Here is a 19,167-nt window from a genome sequence, read left to right on the forward strand (position 1 = left end):
GTTGCGAACGACGCCAAGATATTCGACGTATGCCGCATTTTGCCCGGCGGGGTAGGGGGATTGGAGTCATTTGCGTTGTGACGGGCACATTCCGAATGCGTGATTGACCTCACCCTTGAACAGGCGAAATCGCGCCGCCGCCATCTTGCCGACCCATCGCTGCAATCGTTAGCGTGAATCGTGGATGCGCATCGGCAACGGCCGATGAGGGGCGCGTCCGCGATCAGTCCGGGCGCCGCGGCTCCTCGTCGTCGCCGCCGGCTCACCGGACGTCACCCGCCGCGATCGCGGCTTTCCTGTTCGGGGGTTTCCTCAGATGTCCGTCCGTTCCAACCGCATCCATGTCCTCGCCGCCGCCACCGCCCTGGTGCTGGCGTCGACCGCCGCCGGCTCGGCCTTCGCTGCCGAGCGCGTCAACCTCAGCGGCCTGCAGACCGCCGCCAAGTTCGACCGTTTCATCGTCAAGTACCGCGACGGCAGCGTCGAGCGCAGCAGCACCGCCAACGTGCAGCGCGCGCTGAGCACCGCCGCCAGCGCCTCCGGCGCCAAGGCCAAGGGCGCCGCGCTGGGCCTCAAGCACCTGCGCCGCACCGCGATCGGCGCCGACGTGGTCCGCGCCGACCGCGCCCTGGACCGCGCCGAAGCCGAATCGCTGATGCGCCAGATCGCCGCCGACCCGAACGTGGACTTCGTCGAAGTCGACGTGCGCCGCCACCGCCTGCTGACCCCGAACGACACCCACTACGGCGTCCAGTACGGCTTCAACGGCGCCAACGGCGGCATCCGCGCCGACCAGGCCTGGGACGTCGCCACCGGCACCGGCGCGGTGGTCGCGGTGCTCGACACCGGCATCACCCCGCACACCGATCTGAACGCCAACATCCTGCCGGGCTACGACTTCATCACCGACACCTTCGTCTCGCGCGACGGCAACGGCCGCGACTCCAACCCGAACGACGAAGGCGACTGGAACAACGAGACCGAGTGCGACCAGCCGGGCTACGACGTCGGCGCCAGCGATTCCAGCTGGCACGGCACCCACGTCGCCGGCACCGTCGCCGCGGTGACCAACAACGCCAAGGGCGTCGCCGGCACCGCGTTCAACGCCAAGGTCGTTCCGGTGCGCGTGCTCGGCCGCTGCGGCGGCTACGACTCCGACATCTCCGACGCGATCGTGTGGGCCTCCGGCGGCACCGTCTCCGGCGTGCCGGCCAACGCCAACCCGGCCGAGGTCATCAACCTCAGCCTCGGTGGCGGCGGCGCTTGCCCGAGCAGCTACCAGAACGCGATCAACGGCGCGGTCGGCCGCGGCACCACCGTGGTGGTGGCCGCCGGCAACGAAAGCGCCAACGTCTCGACCTCGACCCCGGCCAACTGTGCCAACGTGATCGCGGTCGCCGCGACCACCTCGGCCGGCGCCAAGGCCAGCTACTCCAACTACGGCACCGGCATCGACGTCTCGGCGCCGGGCGACCAGATCGCCTCGACCCACAACGGCGGCACCACCACCCAGGGCGCCGAGCAGTACGTGTACATGAGCGGCACCTCGATGGCCTCGCCGCACGTGGCCGGCGTGGTCGCGCTGATGCAGTCGGCGGCGACCACGCCGAAGACCCCGGCCGAGATCGAGAGCATCCTCAAGAGCACCGCGCGCGCGCTGCCGGGCGCCTGCTCGGGCGGTTGCGGTTCGGGCATCATCAACGCCAAGGCCGCGGTCGACGCGGTGCGCGGCGGCACCCCGGGCGGCGGCACCCAGACCTACACCAACGGCACCGACGTCAGCATCCGCGACAACGCCACGGTGGAGAGCTCGATCGCCGTGTCCGGCCGCAGCGGCAACGCGCCGAGCACCGCCAGCATCTCGGTGACGATCTACCACACCTACAAGGGCGACCTGAAGGTGGACCTGGTCGCGCCGGACGGCTCGCTGTACAACATCCACAACCGCACCGGCTCCTCGACCGACAACGTCATCGGCACCTTCACCAAGAACCTGTCGACCGAAGCGCTGAACGGCACCTGGAAGCTACGCGTGAACGACAACGCCGGCGGCGACGTCGGCCGCATCGATACCTGGAGCATCACGTTCTAAGCGGCACCGCCCGAACCGCGCCGCTGCCTGGACAGCGGCGCGATCCAAACCCCGGCTTCGGCCGGGGTTTGTCTTTGCGCCGTATCGACCGCGCGCTCGGTTAAGCTGAGGCCGCGATCCCGGGCGCTTCAGCCGCGGTTGGGGCGCAGGGTTCTTAGATCGTTGGCGCCATCGAGTCGATGGTCCGTATCGCCATCCTCCGGCCGCCGACCCCGTTCGCCCGCTTGGTGCGTTGTCATGAATCGCCCGACTCATTCGCCTCAGGAGACGCCCGTATGTCGATTTCCTCCCGCGCGCCGTGGCCGGCGGCCACGGCCCTGTTCAGCGCGTTCGCGGTAAGCGCCTGCATGGCCGCCGGAACGCCTCCGCCCTCCAACGCCGCGCCCGCCGAGCGCGCGCCGGCCCAGGTCGGCGCGCCGGTCGGCGCCGGCCCGTTCGGCCAATTCATCGTCAAGTACCGCGACAGCAGCGCGCCGCTGAAACAGCAGGGTCTGGTGCAGGCGCGGCTGAACCGCACGGCGGGCGCGGTGCCCGGCAAGGCGCTGAAGCTGACCTGGAAACATCGCATGGGCATCAACGCCGATGTGTTCGCGGTCGAGCCCGCGCTCGACGCCGAGGGCGCGCGGCGCCTGATGCAGGCGTTCGCGGCCGACCCGGACGTGCAGTTCATCGAACCCGACAATCACATCGCGCTGGATCCGATCATCCGCGGCCCGGCCATTCAGGGGCCCGACGTGCGCAATCCGGAAGTGATCGAGAAGAGCGACAAATAGTCGCGCCGCAGCCCGCGACCGAGCGGGTTGGAGATCTCAAAAAACCCCGGCTCCGGCCGGGGTTTTTTCGTTGTCTGGACGACGCAAGGAATCGGCGAAAAATCCCGCGTAATCGCACGAAAAAAGCCGCTGCGAGATGGCGCGTTCGTCGCCTGCCGCAGCAGTTTTCCGATGCATGACCACAGTCACGAACGCGCCGCATCAATCGCGGCGAACGCCGTTGCCTGGAGATTCGCGCAGCCGCTAGCGTCGTATCGCGGCCGAGACGACGAACTCGCGCCGCCATCGACCGGACACGACGACGCGAGCTCGCAGCGAGCGTCGCCGACGCGCCGGCGTTCGCCGCTTCGGCCGCCATCGCGGCCTTCATCCATCGGGGGTTACACCAATGTCCACTCGTTCTCCGCGTCGCGCCTCGCGCGCCGTTTTCGCCGTCCGCCTGACCGCGCTGGCCGCCGCCCTGGCCGCCGCGCCGGCGTTCGCCGCCCAGCCCTTGTTCGTCGGCGACGCGCCGACGCCGCGCGCCGGCCTGACCCGCGCCCAGGGCCTGGCCGCCGCGCCGGCCACCGCGGCGATGCAGCTCAAGCGCGCCAACGCCGCCGTGGTCAGCACCGCGACCCGCGAGATCGAGCTGCAACTCGGCGCGCACCGGGTCAATGCGGTGCTCGACCAGGCCCGCGACACCGGTCGCGGCAGCACGGTGTGGCTGGGCCACGTGCGCGAGACCGCCAAGGCCGCGGCGCGCGACGCGCGCGAAGTACGCCACGACGAACGCAACTCGGTCGCCCTGGTGCGGCGCGGCAACGGCGTCACCGGCAACGTGCGCATCGACGGCCAGTTGTACCGGATCCGCCCGCTCGCCGACGGCAGCCATGCGGTGGTCGAGGTGGACGAAAGCCGCATGCCGCCGGACCATCCGCGCGGCTTCCTCGATTCGGACCTGCCGCAGATCGCGATGGACGCCGCGCCGGCCGCGCGCAGCGCCTCCGGCGGCATCGGCGCGGCCGCGGTCGACCCGGGCGCGACCGCGACCATCCGCGTGCAGGTCGTCGCGACCAACCAGGCCGTCACCGCTTACGGCGGCGACATGCAGGCCCTGGTCGAACTGGCCGTGGCCGAAAGCAACCAGGGCTACGCCAACTCCAACGTCGGCATCCAGCTCGAATTGGCCAACTACCGCACCGTCGAGTACACCTCGGCCGGCGACGGCCACTTCACCGACGAAGAGCGCTTCGCCGACCCCAACGACGGCTACATGGACGACATCCACGCCAGCCGCGACGCCAACGCCGCCGACGTCAACGTGCTGGTGATCAACGATGGCGGCAACTGCGGCCTGGCCCATTCGATCGGCTCGACCGCCGACACCGCCTTCGCCACCGTCCATTACGACTGCGCCACCGGTTACTACAGCTTCGCCCACGAGATCGGCCACCTGCTGTCGGCCCGCCACGATCCCGCCGCCGACCCGACCAACACGCCCTATGCCTACGGCCACGGATACCGTTACGAGCCCGCCAGCGGCAGCAAGTGGCGCACGATCATGGCCTACAACTGCAGCGGCGGCTGCCCGCGCCTGAACTACTGGTCGAACCCGGACGTGACCTACAACGGCGTGGCGATGGGCACCACCGACCGCAACCACAACCAGCGCGTGCTGGTGCAGACCAAGGCGACGATGGCCGCGTTCCGCGGCGCGCCGGGCGGCAATACCGCGCCGGTGGCCAACTTCAGCTCCTCGGCCAGCGGCCTGACGGTGGCGTTTACCGACAGCTCGACCGACAGCGACGGCAGCATCGTCTCGCGCAGCTGGAACTTCGGCGACGGCACCAGCTCGACCGCGACCAGCCCGAGCAAGACTTACGCCGCGGCCGGCACCTACAGCGTGGTGTTGACGGTCACCGACGACGACGGCGCTACCCACAGCAAGACCGCCTCGGTCACGGTCAGCGCCAGCGGCGTGCAAACCTACACCAACGGCACCGACGTCAGCATCCCGGACAACAACGCCACCGGCGTCAGCAGCAGCATCGCGGTGTCCGGTCGCAGCGGCAACGCGCCGAGCAATGCGCAGATCTCGGTCAACATCGTCCACCCGTACAAGGGCGACCTGATCGTCGACCTGATCGCGCCGGACGGCTCGGTGTACAACCTGCACAACCGCAGCGGCGGCAGCGCCGACAACGTCACCGGCACCTTCACCAAGAACCTGTCGAGCGAACCGCTCAACGGCACCTGGAAGCTGCGCGCCGCCGACCGCGCCGCCCAGGACGTCGGCAAGATCGACACCTGGAGCGTCACCTTCTGAAGCTTCACCTTTCGGACGACGTCCGCCGCAACGGCGGACGCGTTCGAGCGCGCTTAGGGGAGCGCATCGTCGCCGCGCCGTGTTCGACGGCGCGGCGGCAGGACTACGGCCCGGACGCGGGCCGTCGCCCACGGCGTCGCGTCCGGCCCGCCTCGGCCGGGCGCGACGGCGCGGGCTCGTCGCACGCCGCCGGAACCGCCAAGCCGCGGGACCGCGCGGCCGCAGTCATCGCCTCATCGCCACCATCGCCTGACATCCCAACGGACGGAGACAGACATGAAACGCATGACCCTCACCCTAGGCTTGCTCGCAATTTCGATCGGAACGGCGCTGGCCGGGCCGAACCAGCGTCCGGCCGCCTTCGACCACGCCGGCCTGACCCGCATCGACCGCATCGGCGTGCGCAGCATGCCGGCCGTGGACGTGGCCAAGCTGCGCGCCGAAGATCGCCAGCGCGAAGCGCGCAACGAAGTGCCGCGCTTCGCCACCGCGCTCGCGGTGGACATCGACACGCTCAACAGCGGCCTGTGGGAAGACCTGGATGCCGACACCGCGGTATGGCGCACCCGGGTCGAGTCCAAGGACGCGCAATCGCTGAACTTCCATTTCGACCGCTTCCGCCTGCCGGAAGGCGCGCGCATGCTGATCTATCCGGCCGACCAGACGCCCGGCGCGGCCACCGGCCGCGTGCGCAGCTTCAGCGCCGCCGACAACAACGCCTTCGGCGAACTGTGGACGCCGGTCGTGCTCGGCGACGAGGCGGTGATCGAAGTGGTGGTGCCCAAGGCCAAGGCCGGCCAGCTCAAGCTGCACCTGGCCAAGGTCAACCACGATTACGTCGGCTTCGGCAAGCTCGCCCGCCGCGCCGCGCTCGACGCGGTGCCGACCGCGACGTCCGGCAGCTGCAACATCGACGTGGTCTGCCCGGAAGGCAACGGCTACCGCGACATCATCCGTTCGGTTGCGGCCTATTCCAAGCAGGGCACCATGTGGTGCACCGGATCGTTGGTCAACAACACCGCCAACGACAAGAAGATGTACTTCCTGACCGCGAACCATTGCGGCATGACCAGCGCATCGGTCAACAATTCGATGGTGGTCTACTGGAACTACCAGAACTCCACCTGCCGCGCGCCCGGTTCGGCCGCCAGCGGCGCCAACGGCGACGGTTCGCTGGCGCAATCGCAGACTGGCGCCACCCTGCGCGCGACCAATGCCGCCTCCGACTTCACCCTGCTTGAGCTCAGCACTGCCGCCAATCCGGCTTACAACCTGTATTGGGCCGGCTGGGACCGCCGCGACCAGAACTACCCGAGCTCGATCGCGATCCACCATCCCAATGTCGCCGACAAGCGCATCAGCTTCTCCGACAGCGCCTCGCGCCTGACCAACTACGGCGGCGCCGACTACAACCCGCCGACCGTCGCCAACGGCAGCCATCTGTTCGTGAAGTGGGGCGTCAACCGCGGCGTGACCGAGCCGGGTTCGTCGGGCTCGCCGCTGTACAGCCCGGACAAGCGCGTGATCGGTCAGTTGCATGGCGGTCCGTCCGGCTGCAGCGTTCCGCAGGAACAGAAGGCGGACTACTACGGCCGCATCTTCACCTCCTGGACCGGCGGCGGCTCCGCCGCCACCCGCCTCAGCGATTGGCTCGACACGTCCGGCAGCGGCGCGCAGTTCGTCGACGGCCTGGATTCCGGCGCGCCGGGCGGCAACAACCCGCCGGTGGCGAACTTCAGCTCGTCGGCCAGCGGCCTGACGGTGGCGTTCACCGATAGCTCGAGCGACAGCGACGGCAGCATCGTCTCGCGCAGCTGGAACTTCGGCGACGGCACCAGCTCGACCGCGACCAGCCCGAGCAAGACCTACGCCGCGGCCGGCACCTACAGCGTGGTGTTGACGGTCACCGACGACGACGGCGCCACCCACAGCAAGACCGCCTCGGTCACGGTCAGTGCCAGCGGCGTGCAGACCTACACCAACGGCACCGACGTCAGCATCCCGGACAACAACGCCACCGGCGTCAGCAGCAGCATCGCGGTGTCCGGTCGCAGCGGCAACGCGCCGAGCAATGCGCAGATCTCGGTCAACATCGTCCATCCGTACAAGGGCGACCTGATCGTCGACCTGATCGCGCCGGACGGCTCGGTGTACAACCTGCACAACCGCAGCGGCGGCAGCGCCGACAACGTCACCGGCACCTTCACCAAGAACCTGTCGAGCGAGCCGCTCAACGGCACCTGGAAGCTGCGCGTCGCCGACCGCGCCGCCCAGGACGTCGGCAAGATCGACACCTGGAGCGTCACCTTCTGATCCAACCGCGACCGCCCAGCGCGCTACGCGACTCAGCCCCCGGCAACGCCGGGGGCTTTTTTTTCCGGACGACGCGCGACGTTGCAGGGGCGAACGGCGCGGAAGGCGGCCGGAAAATTCAATCGAGCGCGGCGAAAAACCGGTGAAATTCCACGGCAAAAGCAGCGCCGCGTGCGCCGCTCGTACCCCGCAAGCAACCGCTCGCCGGCGAAGTTCCGCCGACGTGTGAGCGCGGCGGCTTCATGAACGCGGACGGGTTCTCAATTTCGATTTCCGCCCGCAGGTACCGATTTCAATCGAAACAAATCTTCGCCGTATGCGTGACGCAACACACGGATGCGATGTGGACTCGGCGGATTTGCGTCTTGTTGTGCGCGACGGCCCTGCCTCAGAGTCGCGCCGTGGTCGCGCCGGCTGCGCACCGATCGGCCACGCGTCGTCGCCGTTGAACACGCACGCTTGGGGGAAGCATGCGGCATTGCCTGCATCACGTGCTGGAGCATTCGATTCCCATCGCCTGACCCGCCGCCATCGCCACCGAAACGCCTCGTTCGGCGTCGCGGGTCTTTGCCTCTACTACGGACGGAGAGACTCATGAAACGATTCTGTGGTTCCCTGATGTTGCTCGGAATGTCGATCAGCGCCGCCCTCGCGGCACCCGCGTCGCGGCCCGCCGCGTTCGAACACGCCAATCTGTCCAGCGTCGACAGGATCAGCCTGCGCACCATGCCGGCGGTCGACGTTCCCAAGCTGCAAGCCGAGGATCGCGTGCGCGAAGCGCGCGGCGACATCCCGCGCTTCGCCCAGCCGCTGACCGTCGACATGACGCCGCAGAACTCCGGCGTCTGGGAAAGCATCGACGCCGATACCCTGGTCTGGCGCCAGCGCGTGCGTTCCAACAAGGCGCTGTCGCTGAACTTCGGCTTCACCCAATACCACATGCCGGCCGGCGGTCGCCTGCTGGTGTATCCGGCCACCCAGATGGCGGGCGGCGATCGCAGCCTGATCAGCCAGTACGACGCCAGCAACAACAACGCCGAAGGCCAGCTGTGGACCGCGATCGTGCCGGGCGAGGAGGCGGTGATCGAAGTGGTCGTTCCGCGCGCCAAGGCCAGCGAACTCAAGCTGCACCTGACCAAGGTCAACCACGACTACGTCGGCTTCGGTCCGCTGGCGCGCCGCCTGGCCGCGCAGAGCGGCGAGAAGGGCGTGTCGGGCCAGTGCAACGTCGACGTGGTCTGCCCCGACGGCGACGGCCGCCGCGACATCATCCGTTCGGTCGCGGCCTATTCGAAGAGCGGCTCGCTGGCCTGTACCGGTTCGCTGGTCAACAACACCGCGAACGACAAGAAGATGTACTTCCTGACCGCGCACCACTGCGGCATGGGCACGGCTTCGACCGCGGCCAGCATCGTGGTGTACTGGAACTACCAGAACTCGACCTGCCGCGCGCCGAACACCCCGGCCAGCGGCGCCAACGGCGACGGCTCGATGAGCCAGAACCAGACGGGTTCGACGGTCAAGGCGACCTACGCGACCTCCGACTTCACCCTGCTCGAGTTGAACACCCCGGCCAACCCGGCGTTCAACCTGTTCTGGGCCGGTTGGGACCGCCGCGACCAGAACTTCGCCAGCTCGATCGCGATCCATCACCCGAACGTCGCCGAGAAGCGCATCAGCCTGTCGGTGCAGCCGACCACCTTCGTCGCCTGGGGCGGCGGCGCCGGCACCACCCACCTGCGTTCGCAGTGGCAGCCCACCGGCGGCGTCACCGAGCCGGGCTCCTCGGGTTCGCCGCTGTACAGCCCGGAGAAGCGTGTCATCGGCCAGTTGCACGGCGGCCCGTCGAGCTGCTCGGCGACCGGCGACAACCGCAGCGACTACTACGGCCGCGTGTTCGTGTCCTGGACCGGCGGCGGCGCTTCGGGTTCGCGCCTGAGCGACTGGCTCGACGCGGGCGGCACCGGCCAGACCTTCATCGACGGTCTGGACTCGAGCGGCACGCCGGGCAACAACCCGCCGGTGGCCAACTTCACCTCGACCACCAGCGGCCTGACCGCGACCTTCACCGACAGCTCCACCGACAGCGACGGCACCATCGCCTCGCGTAGCTGGAACTTCGGCGACGGCACGACCTCGACCGCGACCAACCCGAGCAAGACCTACGCCGCCGCCGGCACCTATACGGTCACCCTGACCGTCACCGACGACGACGGCGCCACCAACACCAAGACCGGCACGGTCACGGTGTCCGGCGGCCCGGGCACGCAGACCTACAGCAACGAGACCGACTACGCGATCGCCGACCACAGCACCGTGGACAGCCCGATCACGGTCTCCGGCCGCAGCGGCAACGGTTCGGCCACCACGCCGATCCAGGTGACGATCTACCACACCTACCGCAGCGACCTGAAGGTCGACCTGGTCGCGCCGGACGGCACGGTCTACAACCTGCACAACCGCACCGGCGGCAGCGCCGACAACATCATCCAGACCTTCACCAAGGACCTGTCGAGCGAAGCGCTCAACGGCACCTGGAAGCTGCGGGTGAACGACAACGCCACGGCCGATACCGGCCGCATCGACAAGTGGAGCATCACCTTCTGATCCACGCGGTCTGATCCGCACCGCGCCGCGGCTTTCGGGCCGCGGCGTTTTTTCAGGGCGTCCGTACCGCGACGAGCGGACGCCGCCGGCCTCCGGCGATCGCAGCGGCGTTCTGCTGCGGATATCACGAAAGCGCATCGGCCGCGCGCCGCGCGGCGCTTGCCAGTGCGTCGCACCCATCCACAGCATGGTCGCAGCGCGCTGCCCCGCGACGCTGCCTGCCCACCGCACCGGTTCATGGAGAACTCCCTATGCGCATCCGATCCGCCGCGTTGCCGCTGTTGCTGGCCTTGTCCGCCGGCCACGCGTCCGCCGAAGACCTGCCGGTCTTCGTCACCGCCCATTACCAGAATCCCGCCCAGCTGCAGCGCATCGCGTCGCGCTTCCAGCACCTGATCGTTGACCGCAACGCGCGCACGGTGAAGATCGAAGCGATGCCGGAAGACCTGGACGCGCTGCGCCGCGCCGGCCTGCGCTACGAGATCGACCGCGAAGGCACCGAAAAGCTGCAGCGCCTGCAGAGCGCGCTGCAAAGCTCGGCCCTGGGGATCAAGAGCATTCCCGGCTACGCCTGCTACCGCACGGTCGAAGAGACCTACCAGACCATGGACCAGCTGGCGGCGAGCAAGCCGCAGCTCGCCAGCGTGCGGACGATCGGCCCGAGCTGGCAGAAGACCCAGAGCGCCGGCACCGGCTACGACATGAAGGTGCTGAAGCTGACCAACTCGGCCACCGACGCGGCGCTGCCGAACAAGCCGAACCTGGTCCTGTTCGGTTCGATCCACGCCCGCGAATACACCCCGGCCGAGACCGTCACCCGTTTCGCCGAATGGCTGGCCAACGGCTACGGCAGCAACGATGAAGCGACCTGGCTGCTGGACAACTTCGCCTTCCAGTTCGTGCTGCAGGCCAACCCGGACGGACGCAAGAAGGCCGAGGCCGGCTCGTCCTGGCGCAAGAACGTCAACAACACCAACGGCAGCTGCAGCGCCTCGTCCTACGGCACCGACCTCAACCGCAATTTCCCCTACCACTGGAACAGCGCCGCCGGCGGCTCCAGCGGCAACGCCTGCGCCGAGACCTATCGCGGCCCGACCGCGGCCTCGGAACCGGAGACGCAGAACCTGATGCGCCTGGTCGCCGGCACCCGCGGCAGCAACGGCGTCTATACCGGCGGCATCTTCCCCGATCGCCGTCCCGACGATGTCAACACCGCCGCGCCTGAGGACTACCAGGGCATCTTCATGGACATCCACAGCGCCGCCCAACTGGTGCTGTGGTCCTGGGGCGACACCAGCAATCCGGCGCCGAACAGCGCCGCGCTGCGCGCGCTCGGCCGGCGCATGGCCTACCACAACAACTACCGACCGCAGCAGTCCGACGAGCTGTACGCCACCGACGGCACCACCGACGACACCATGTACGGCTCGCTCGGCGTGCCGGCCTACACGATCGAGCTGGGCGTGTCGTTCTTCGAAAGCTGCAGCACCTTCACCGGCACCACCTTGCCGGACAACCTCAAGTCGCTGCGCTACGCCGCGCGCAGCCTGTGGGCGCCGTACAAGCTGCCGTCCGGCCCGGACACGGTCGCGGTGTCGGTGGCCTCGGCGACGGTGCCGGCCGGCACGCCGGTGTCGCTGACCGCCACCGTCGACGACAGCGTGTTCAACCAGAGCAACGGCACCGAGCCGGTGCAGAACATCGCCTCGGCCCGCGCCTACCTCGACGCGCCGCCGTGGGCGGCGGGCGCGGTGTCCTATCCGCTCAACGCCAGCGACGGCAGCTTCAACGCCAGCCGCGAAACGGTGACCGGCAGCATCCCGACCACCGGTCTGTCCCAGGGCGTGCACACGCTGTACGTGCAGGGCACCGACGCCGCGGGCAAGCCGGGCACGCCGAACGCGGTGCGCTTCACCGTTGGCGGCACCGGGCCGGGCAACAACCCGCCGGTGGCCAACTTCAGCTCGTCGGCCAGCGGCCTGACGGTGGCGTTCACCGACAGCTCGACCGACAGCGACGGCAGCATCGTCTCGCGCAGCTGGAACTTCGGCGACGGCACCAGTTCGACCGCGACCAGCCCGAGCAAGACCTACGCCGCGGCCGGCACCTACAGCGTCACCTTGACCGTCACCGACGACGACGGCGCCACCCATAGCAAGACCGCCTCGGTCACGGTCAGCGACGGCAGCGGCACCCAGACCTACCGCAACGACAACGACGTGCAGATCCCCGACAACGCCACGGTCGAGAGCAGCATCGTCGTGTCCGGGCGCAGCGGCAACGCGCCGAGCAACGCCTCGGTGGCGGTGACCATCTACCACACCTACAAGAGCGACATCAAAGTCGACCTGGTCGCGCCCGACGGCACGCTGTACAACCTGCACAACCGCAGCGGCGGCAGCGCCGACAACGTCATCGGAACCTTCGTCAAGGATCTGTCCAGCGAAGCCTTGAACGGCACCTGGAAGCTAAGGGTCAACGATAACGCCACCCAGGACACCGGCCGCATCGACACCTGGAGCATCACCTTCTGATCCGACGATCGGAACGACGATCGACCGCCGATCACCGCGTCGCGACGAACCCCGGCTCCGGCCGGGGTTCGTCGTTTCGGCGCACTGCGCGCGCTCGCGGCGGCATCCGCGTGCGCCGCTTTTCGTTCATGGAAATAGAGAAAATTCCGGGGTTTTTCGCTCGCATCGGACATGCGCCGGCGCACCGTAAGCGGTTACGGTGCGTATGCATGACCGCAGTCACGGACGCGAATGTGCGCTCGGACAGGTTGTCGCTTGTCCGTCACATCGTTGCGCGCTTAGGGTCGAGTCCCGGGTGCTTCGGAACGTTTCCCCCGCGCGTTTCGGCATCGCTTTCCCGCCCGGCAACTCCTCGCGACGGCCCGCGTTGCATCGCCGTCATTCCAGCCCATCGCGTCCCTGCGCCGGTGCCCGCACGCACCCGGTCGGCGACGCCGAACCCAGGAGCGCTTTCGTGAACAAGCACGTCGCCCCGCTGCCCGCTTTGCTCGCTCTCGCCTTGTCCGCCGCCATCGCGCCGGCGGCCGCACAGACTTCCGCTGCCGCGCAGGCCCATGTCCACGACCAGTCGCGGCTGAGCCCCGGCGAAGACCCGTTCAAGCCGGTGTTCATCGTCACTTCGCGCGACACCTACGACGCCGGGGTCAAGACCTTGGCCCGCAACTCCACCGGCGTGCAGAACGGCGCCGGCGCCAAGCTGGTGATCGCCGAACTCAAGACCCACCAGCTCACCGACGTGACCCACCACGTGCACGAGAAGGAGAAGCGCTGCGGCGGCTTCGTCGCTTTCGACAGCCGCGAAGAGGCCGAAGCCTTCGTCCGCAACGACCGCACCGCGCAGGCGATGGCGACCCAGTTCGCGACCTATACCATCGACAACCAGGCCACAGTGACGCCGTGGCTGAGCCAGGTCGCCGAGGCCAACATCCGCGGCACCATCAACCATCTGTCGACCTCGTACCCGAACCGCTACTACGCCTCGACCCACGGCCGCACTTCGGCGACCTGGATCAAGGACAACTGGCTGAGCCTGGCCAACGGCCGCAGCGACGTCAGCGCCGAGCTCTACACCGGCTGCACCACCTGCTCGACCCAGCCCTCGGCGATCCTGACCATCCAGGGCACGGACCTGCCGAACGAAGTGGTGGTGCTGGGCGCGCACCTGGACTCGATCTCCAGCACCGGCAGCGGCGACGCGATGACCGCGCCGGGCGCCGACGACGACGCCTCCGGCATCGCCACCCTGACCGAAGTGGCGCGCATCGCCCTGGCCAGCGGCTGGAAGCCCAAGCGCACGATCAAGTTCATGGGCTATGCGGCCGAGGAAGTCGGCCTGCGCGGCTCCAAGGCCATCGCCACCGATTTCAAGAACCGCGGCGTCAACGTGGTCGGCGTGCTGCAGCTGGACATGACCAACTACCGCACCAGCGGCACGCCGGAAGTGCGCCTGGTCAGCGACTACTCGAACTCGGCCCTGCAGCAGTTCCTGCGTGACCTGCATTCGACCTACCTCGGCGGCACCCTCGGCAGCTACACCTGCGGCTACGGCTGCTCCGACCATGCCTCCTGGACCTCAGCCGGATTCCCGGCGGCGATCTACTTCGAGGGCGGCAACAGCAGCGGCGGCTACTTCTCCTCGATCCACACGCCCAACGACAAGCTGTCCAACATGGGCAACTCGGCGACCAACAGCGTGCCCTTCGCCAAGCTCGGCCTGGCCTTCCTCGGCGAACTGGGCAAGACCGCCGGCACCGGCCCGGGCCCGGGTCCGGGCACCCAGACCTACACCAACGGCGCCGACTACGCGGTCAACGACAACGCCACCGTCGACAGCCCGATCACGGTCTCCGGCCGCACCGGCAACGCCCCGACCAGCGCCTCGGTGTCGGTGAACATCGTCCACACCTACCGCGGCGACCTGAAGGTCGACCTGGTCGCGCCGGACGGCTCGCTCTACAACATCAGCAACCGCGCCGGCGGCAGCGCCGACAACGTGACCGGCACCTTCACCTTCAACCTGTCCAGCGAACCGCTCAACGGCACCTGGAAGCTGCGGGTGAACGACAACGCCAGCCAGGACACTGGCCGCATCGATACCTGGAGCATTACCTTCTGAAAGCCGGCGCCCCGGCCGGGTCGAACCCGGCCGGGGCGCTTCGATCGAGCCCGAGGCGGATTTCCGCGTCCGTACTCCCGAGGAATTTTCCGTATCGATCGACGCAAGCGGGACCTCGCGTCGCTCCGATCTTGTTTCATTCTCGCAACCAGCCCCGATGCGTCGCGCAGCGCCTGCGGCCGCATCTCGAGCATGAACGATCAGTGAATTGTTCCTGCCACTCGCGGGGCCGCATTTCTACTTTCCCCTGTAACAGCGCGCTGCCGCGTCGGTCGCGCCGTTGCTTCGGATGCCCCAGGGCACGGAGCAGCGGCGGGGCGGCGCGGTTTCGCACCGGGCCAGCTCAGGGGGAAGAACAACATGAACTTGCGTACTTGGATCGCCGCGGCGCATGCCTGGGCGGAGATGGCGGGGGGCTTCGCGGCATCCAAGACCACTGCTCGCCGACCGAGCCGCTTGCGTCGCTACGCCGCGGCCCTGGCGCTGGCTGGGGTGCTGTACGCGTGGGCCGGCTCGGTGCTCGCCGCCACCTACACCGTGACCAGCCTCAGCGACGGCGCCGGCAGTTGCTCTGGCGTCAGTCCGAACTTCAGCTGCACCACGTTGCGTGCGGCGATAACGGCGGCCAACCTGACCGTCGGGGTGGCCGACACGATCGCGTTCAGCGTTTCGGGAACGATCAACGTCACCTCGGCCTTGCCGTCAGTCACCAGTACCCTGAGCATGGACAACAGCGGCATCACTCTCAACGGTGGTGGCGGAAGCTACAACGCTATCCGATTTTCCGGCGTCGGCGCCAGCGGCAGTGTGCTGCAGAACTACACGATTACGAACTTCAACCAAACTTTCGTGTCCGTCGAGAGCGGTGCGGCCAACGTCACGATTGCCGGAAATACGTTGACAGGGAGCGTGACGACCTTCGACGGCATCCGGTGCCTGGACAGCGACAATTGCAGCGTCACCAACAATACGCTGAACGGAAGCTTCGCTTACGGCATCAGCTACTACAACTTCGTCGCCATCGCCGGATACAACGGGACCATCACCGGAAACGTCATCAACGCGACCACGACCAATAGCGGCATCGGTCTGGGCAGCGGTGGCAACGTGACCATCAGCAACAATCAGCTGTCGGCGTCGAACGGTTGCGGAATCAATCTGTATCAGAATTTCGCGGCCGGAAATACCAGCAACAACACCATCACCAACAACACCCTGTCCGGCGGAACCGGTACGGGCATTTGCCTGACCGATACCCAAGGGGCGCAGACCAACAGCAATACCATTCAGGGCAACAGCATCACCGGAATGGGCGGTGGCGGGATCCGGTTGAGCTCGACCGGGGCCGGCGGAATCGCCGGCAACGCGATCACCGGTAACACCATAACCGGCAACGGCGGGGCCGGCGTCGCCGTCGTCGGCGTCAATGCGCAGAACAACTTCATCGCCGCCAATACCCGCATTTCCGGAAACGGTGGCCTCGGCATCGACCTGGGCGCCAGCGGCGTGACCGCCAACGACGTCGGCGACACCGACACCGGCTCGAACGGGTTGCAGAATTTCCCTGTGATCACCGGCATCGCCGGGAATGCGGTCAGCTTCACCTTGGGCACGAACGCCAACGCCAACGGTTACCGCATCGACTTCTACAACAACGCCAGCGGGCTGGATCCGACCGGTTTCGGCGAGGGGCAGAGCTGGCTTGGAAGCTGCATCGTGATCACATTCAGCGCCACCGCACCCAGCACCTGCACGATCGCAGGAGTGAACGCGGCCAGCCTGCGGATGACCGCGACGCGCTGCCTGACGGCGGCTTGCACCAGCGGCGCCACCTCGGAGTTCAACGGTCCTTCCTCCACCGACCTACGGATCACCAAAACCGACGGCCAGACCATCTATACGCCGGGCCAGACCATCGCCTATACCATCGTGGTCACCAACGCTGGGACGACGTCGGTGAGCGGCGCCGTCATCACCGATCCGGCCGTGAGCGGATTGACGGTCGGCAGCGTGACCTGCGGCAGCCCAACCGCTGGCTCCGCCTGTCCTTCGGCCGCCAACACCACCGTGGCGCTGATGCAAGGCGCCGGCATCGTCATTCCCACACTGACCCCGGGCGGAAGCGTGACCTTCACCGTCAATGCGACCGTAGCTGCGGGCGCGAGCGGAAATCTGACCAATACGGCCAGCGTCGCCGCGCCGAGTGGGGTGACCGAAAGCGCGAGCGCGGACAATACGGTTTCAGACATCGACGGCATGCAGCCCAGTTTCGGCACTTGCGACTCGCGGCTGTGGTTGGAGCAGTCGCCCAATGGCACCACGCCGACTACGCTGTACCAAATCGATACCAACGCCAATCCGCTGACGTTCAATCCGATCGGCATCGCAAATTCGACCTACAACGCGGTCGGCTACAACCCGGCCGACAACTACCAATACGGCCTGATCACCAATCCGGCCGGGAATACACTGGTGAAGATCGGCGCCGACGGCAGCGCTGTCAGTCTCGGCGCGGTCAGCGGACTGCCGTCGGCGGTCTACATTACCGGCGCGTTCGGCACTGCCGGCAATATCCTCTACGTCAAGAGCAACGTCGCCGCCGGCACGACCCTGTACGCGATCAACGTGACCACGTTGACCGCGACGCCGATCAGTCTGAGCGCGGCGATCAATATCGCTGATTGGGCCTGGGTCGGCGGCTTGCTGTATGGCGTCACCAACGGCGGGCAGTTGGTCTCGGTCAACCCAAGCACCGGTGCGGTGACCAACATCGGTCCGCCGAACGGCCTTCCGGCCGGCTTCTTCGGCGCCATGTACGGCGCACCGAACGGTTTGTACGGTTCCGGCAACAACCCGCCCAACGGCTTCTACAAATTCGACCTGGCCACCGGCGCGGCGACCCTGATCAGCGGCGCCCCGGGTTCGCAATCGAACGACGGCTCCAACTGTCCGACCGCCAATATCACCTTCGGCGCCGACATGCAGATCACCAAGACCAATACGCCCGCGTCGGGGCCGAACGATCTGGCCAACGACAGCTACACGCCGGGTACGGCGCGCACCTACACCGTCGTGGTTACCAACGCCGGCCCGTTCGGTGCCGCCAACGCGGTGTTCACCGATCCGGCGATCGCCAATTTCACGGTGAGTTCGGTGACCTGCGGCAGCCCGACCGGCGGCGGCGTCTGCCCGAGCGTGGCCAACACCACCGTGGCCCTGATGCAGGGCGGCGGGATCGCGATTCCGTCGCTGCCTTACAGCAACAACACCGCCAGCAGCGTCACCTTCACCGTGACCGGCACCGTCGCCGCGGGCGCGACCGGCGCGCTGGCCAATGTCGCCAACGTCGCGGTTGGCGCTGGAACCAGCGACGCCACACAGAGCAACAACAGCGCCACCGACACCGACACGCCGACCGGCACCATCGTGATCGTCAAGGACGCGGTGCCCAACGACGCCCAGGACTTCGCCTTCACCACCGCCGGCACCGGCCTGAGCGCCTTCAGCCTCGACGACGATGTCGACGGCACCCTGCCGAACACGCGCACCTTCACTGGGCTGGAATCGGGCAGCTATAGCGTGACCGAAGGCGTGGTCGCCAACTGGACCTTGACCGGCCTGAGCTGCGCCGATCCCGACAACGGCACTGTGGTCGACCTGGCCAATCGTCTGGCGACGATCGACATCGATTCGGGCGAAACGGTGACCTGCACCTACGTCAACAGCAATCGGGCCGTGCTGCGTTTGCAAAAGGCGCTGCCGCTAGGGCGCTTCGCCGCGACCGACCAATTCGTATTGCAGATCGCTGGTGCCGGTGCCCCGGCGCCGGTGACCACCACCGGCAGCGGCAGTACGGCGACCGGTACGGTGACCGCGGACCCCGTGACCGCCGGTACCGCGTACACCTTGTCGGAATCCGTCGCTGCGGGTGGGGATTTGAGCAACTACACCAGCGCCTACGCCTGCACCAATGCTCTGGCCGGAGGGCAGACTCCGAGCGGCAGCGGCGCCAGCTTCAGTGTGACGCCTGCGCCCGGCGACGACCTGACCTGCACAATCAGCAATACGCGCAAGCCCTTGGCCGACCTGACGATCACCAAGACGAACACGCCGGGCGTCAACGGCGAGGTCGATCAGGCGAACGACATCTTGGTCCGCGGCCAGACTACGAGCTATACCATCGTGGTTGGCAACGCCGGGCCGGACTCGGTGACTGGTGCGATATTGCGCGACCCGATTGCCGGACGCGTGGGCCTGGACTGCCCCGGCCCGGCGACCTGCGCCGGTACCGGTTGTCCGTCGCCGAGCCTGAGCATGGCGCAGCTCGACGGTGGCGTGACCTTGGGAACGATAGCGCTCAACGATACGGTCGCGGTGACTTTCGCCTGCACCGTGCAGTAGCGCCGAGGTCGAGCGCTGCGCCC

8 protein-coding genes and 1 pseudogene are annotated in these 19,167 nt (G+C 67.8%); all 9 read left to right on the forward strand.

Annotated features, from left to right (window positions below; genetic code table 11):
* The first annotated feature begins 316 nt into the window (after positions 1-316).
* The 9 genes and pseudogenes from K4L06_RS11735 to K4L06_RS11770 all read left to right on the forward strand — a co-directional run bounded on the left by K4L06_RS11735 (position 317) and on the right by K4L06_RS11770 (position 19,144).
* A complete protein-coding gene (locus K4L06_RS11735; protein ID WP_221671555.1) occupies positions 317-2,092 on the forward strand; it encodes a S8 family serine peptidase in 1,776 nt (591 codons plus the stop codon).
* A 275-nt stretch (positions 2,093-2,367) separates the two neighbouring features.
* The gene (locus K4L06_RS11740) at positions 2,368-2,865 is read left to right on the forward strand and encodes a hypothetical protein (RefSeq protein ID WP_221671556.1); all 498 of its coding nucleotides are present in this window, start codon (positions 2,368-2,370) and stop codon (positions 2,863-2,865) included.
* 388 nt (positions 2,866-3,253) lie between these two features.
* Positions 3,254-4,558 (forward strand): annotated as a pseudogene (locus tag K4L06_RS11745) (M12 family metallo-peptidase); the annotation flags it as partial.
* Positions 4,544-5,173: a proprotein convertase P-domain-containing protein gene (locus tag K4L06_RS22790; protein WP_343225819.1), complete on the forward strand. Its 630-nt coding sequence runs from the start codon at positions 4,544-4,546 to the stop codon at positions 5,171-5,173. The pseudogene K4L06_RS11745 and the gene K4L06_RS22790, both read left to right, overlap by 15 nt.
* Positions 5,174-5,449: 276 nt before the next feature.
* Positions 5,450-7,486, forward strand: coding sequence for a proprotein convertase P-domain-containing protein (locus K4L06_RS11750; RefSeq protein WP_221671558.1), 2,037 nt, complete (start codon positions 5,450-5,452; stop codon positions 7,484-7,486).
* Positions 7,487-8,080: 594 nt separating this feature from the next.
* Positions 8,081-10,093: a proprotein convertase P-domain-containing protein gene (locus K4L06_RS11755; RefSeq protein ID WP_221671559.1), complete on the forward strand. Its 2,013-nt coding sequence runs from the start codon at positions 8,081-8,083 to the stop codon at positions 10,091-10,093.
* Positions 10,094-10,344: 251 nt separating this feature from the next.
* Entirely contained in the window at positions 10,345-12,627 is a 2,283-nt protein-coding gene (locus K4L06_RS11760; protein WP_221671560.1) for a M14 family zinc carboxypeptidase, read from the forward strand.
* Between the two features lie 454 nt (positions 12,628-13,081).
* Positions 13,082-14,743 (forward strand): M20/M25/M40 family metallo-hydrolase, encoded by a 1,662-nt coding sequence (locus K4L06_RS11765; RefSeq protein ID WP_221671561.1) that lies wholly within the window; start codon positions 13,082-13,084, stop codon positions 14,741-14,743.
* 360 nt (positions 14,744-15,103) lie between these two features.
* Positions 15,104-19,144 (forward strand): right-handed parallel beta-helix repeat-containing protein, encoded by a 4,041-nt coding sequence (locus tag K4L06_RS11770; protein ID WP_221671562.1) that lies wholly within the window; start codon positions 15,104-15,106, stop codon positions 19,142-19,144.
* Positions 19,145-19,167: the final 23 nt, after the last annotated feature.

Source organism: Lysobacter sp. BMK333-48F3, from assembly GCF_019733395.1.
Classification (GTDB): domain Bacteria; phylum Pseudomonadota; class Gammaproteobacteria; order Xanthomonadales; family Xanthomonadaceae; genus Lysobacter.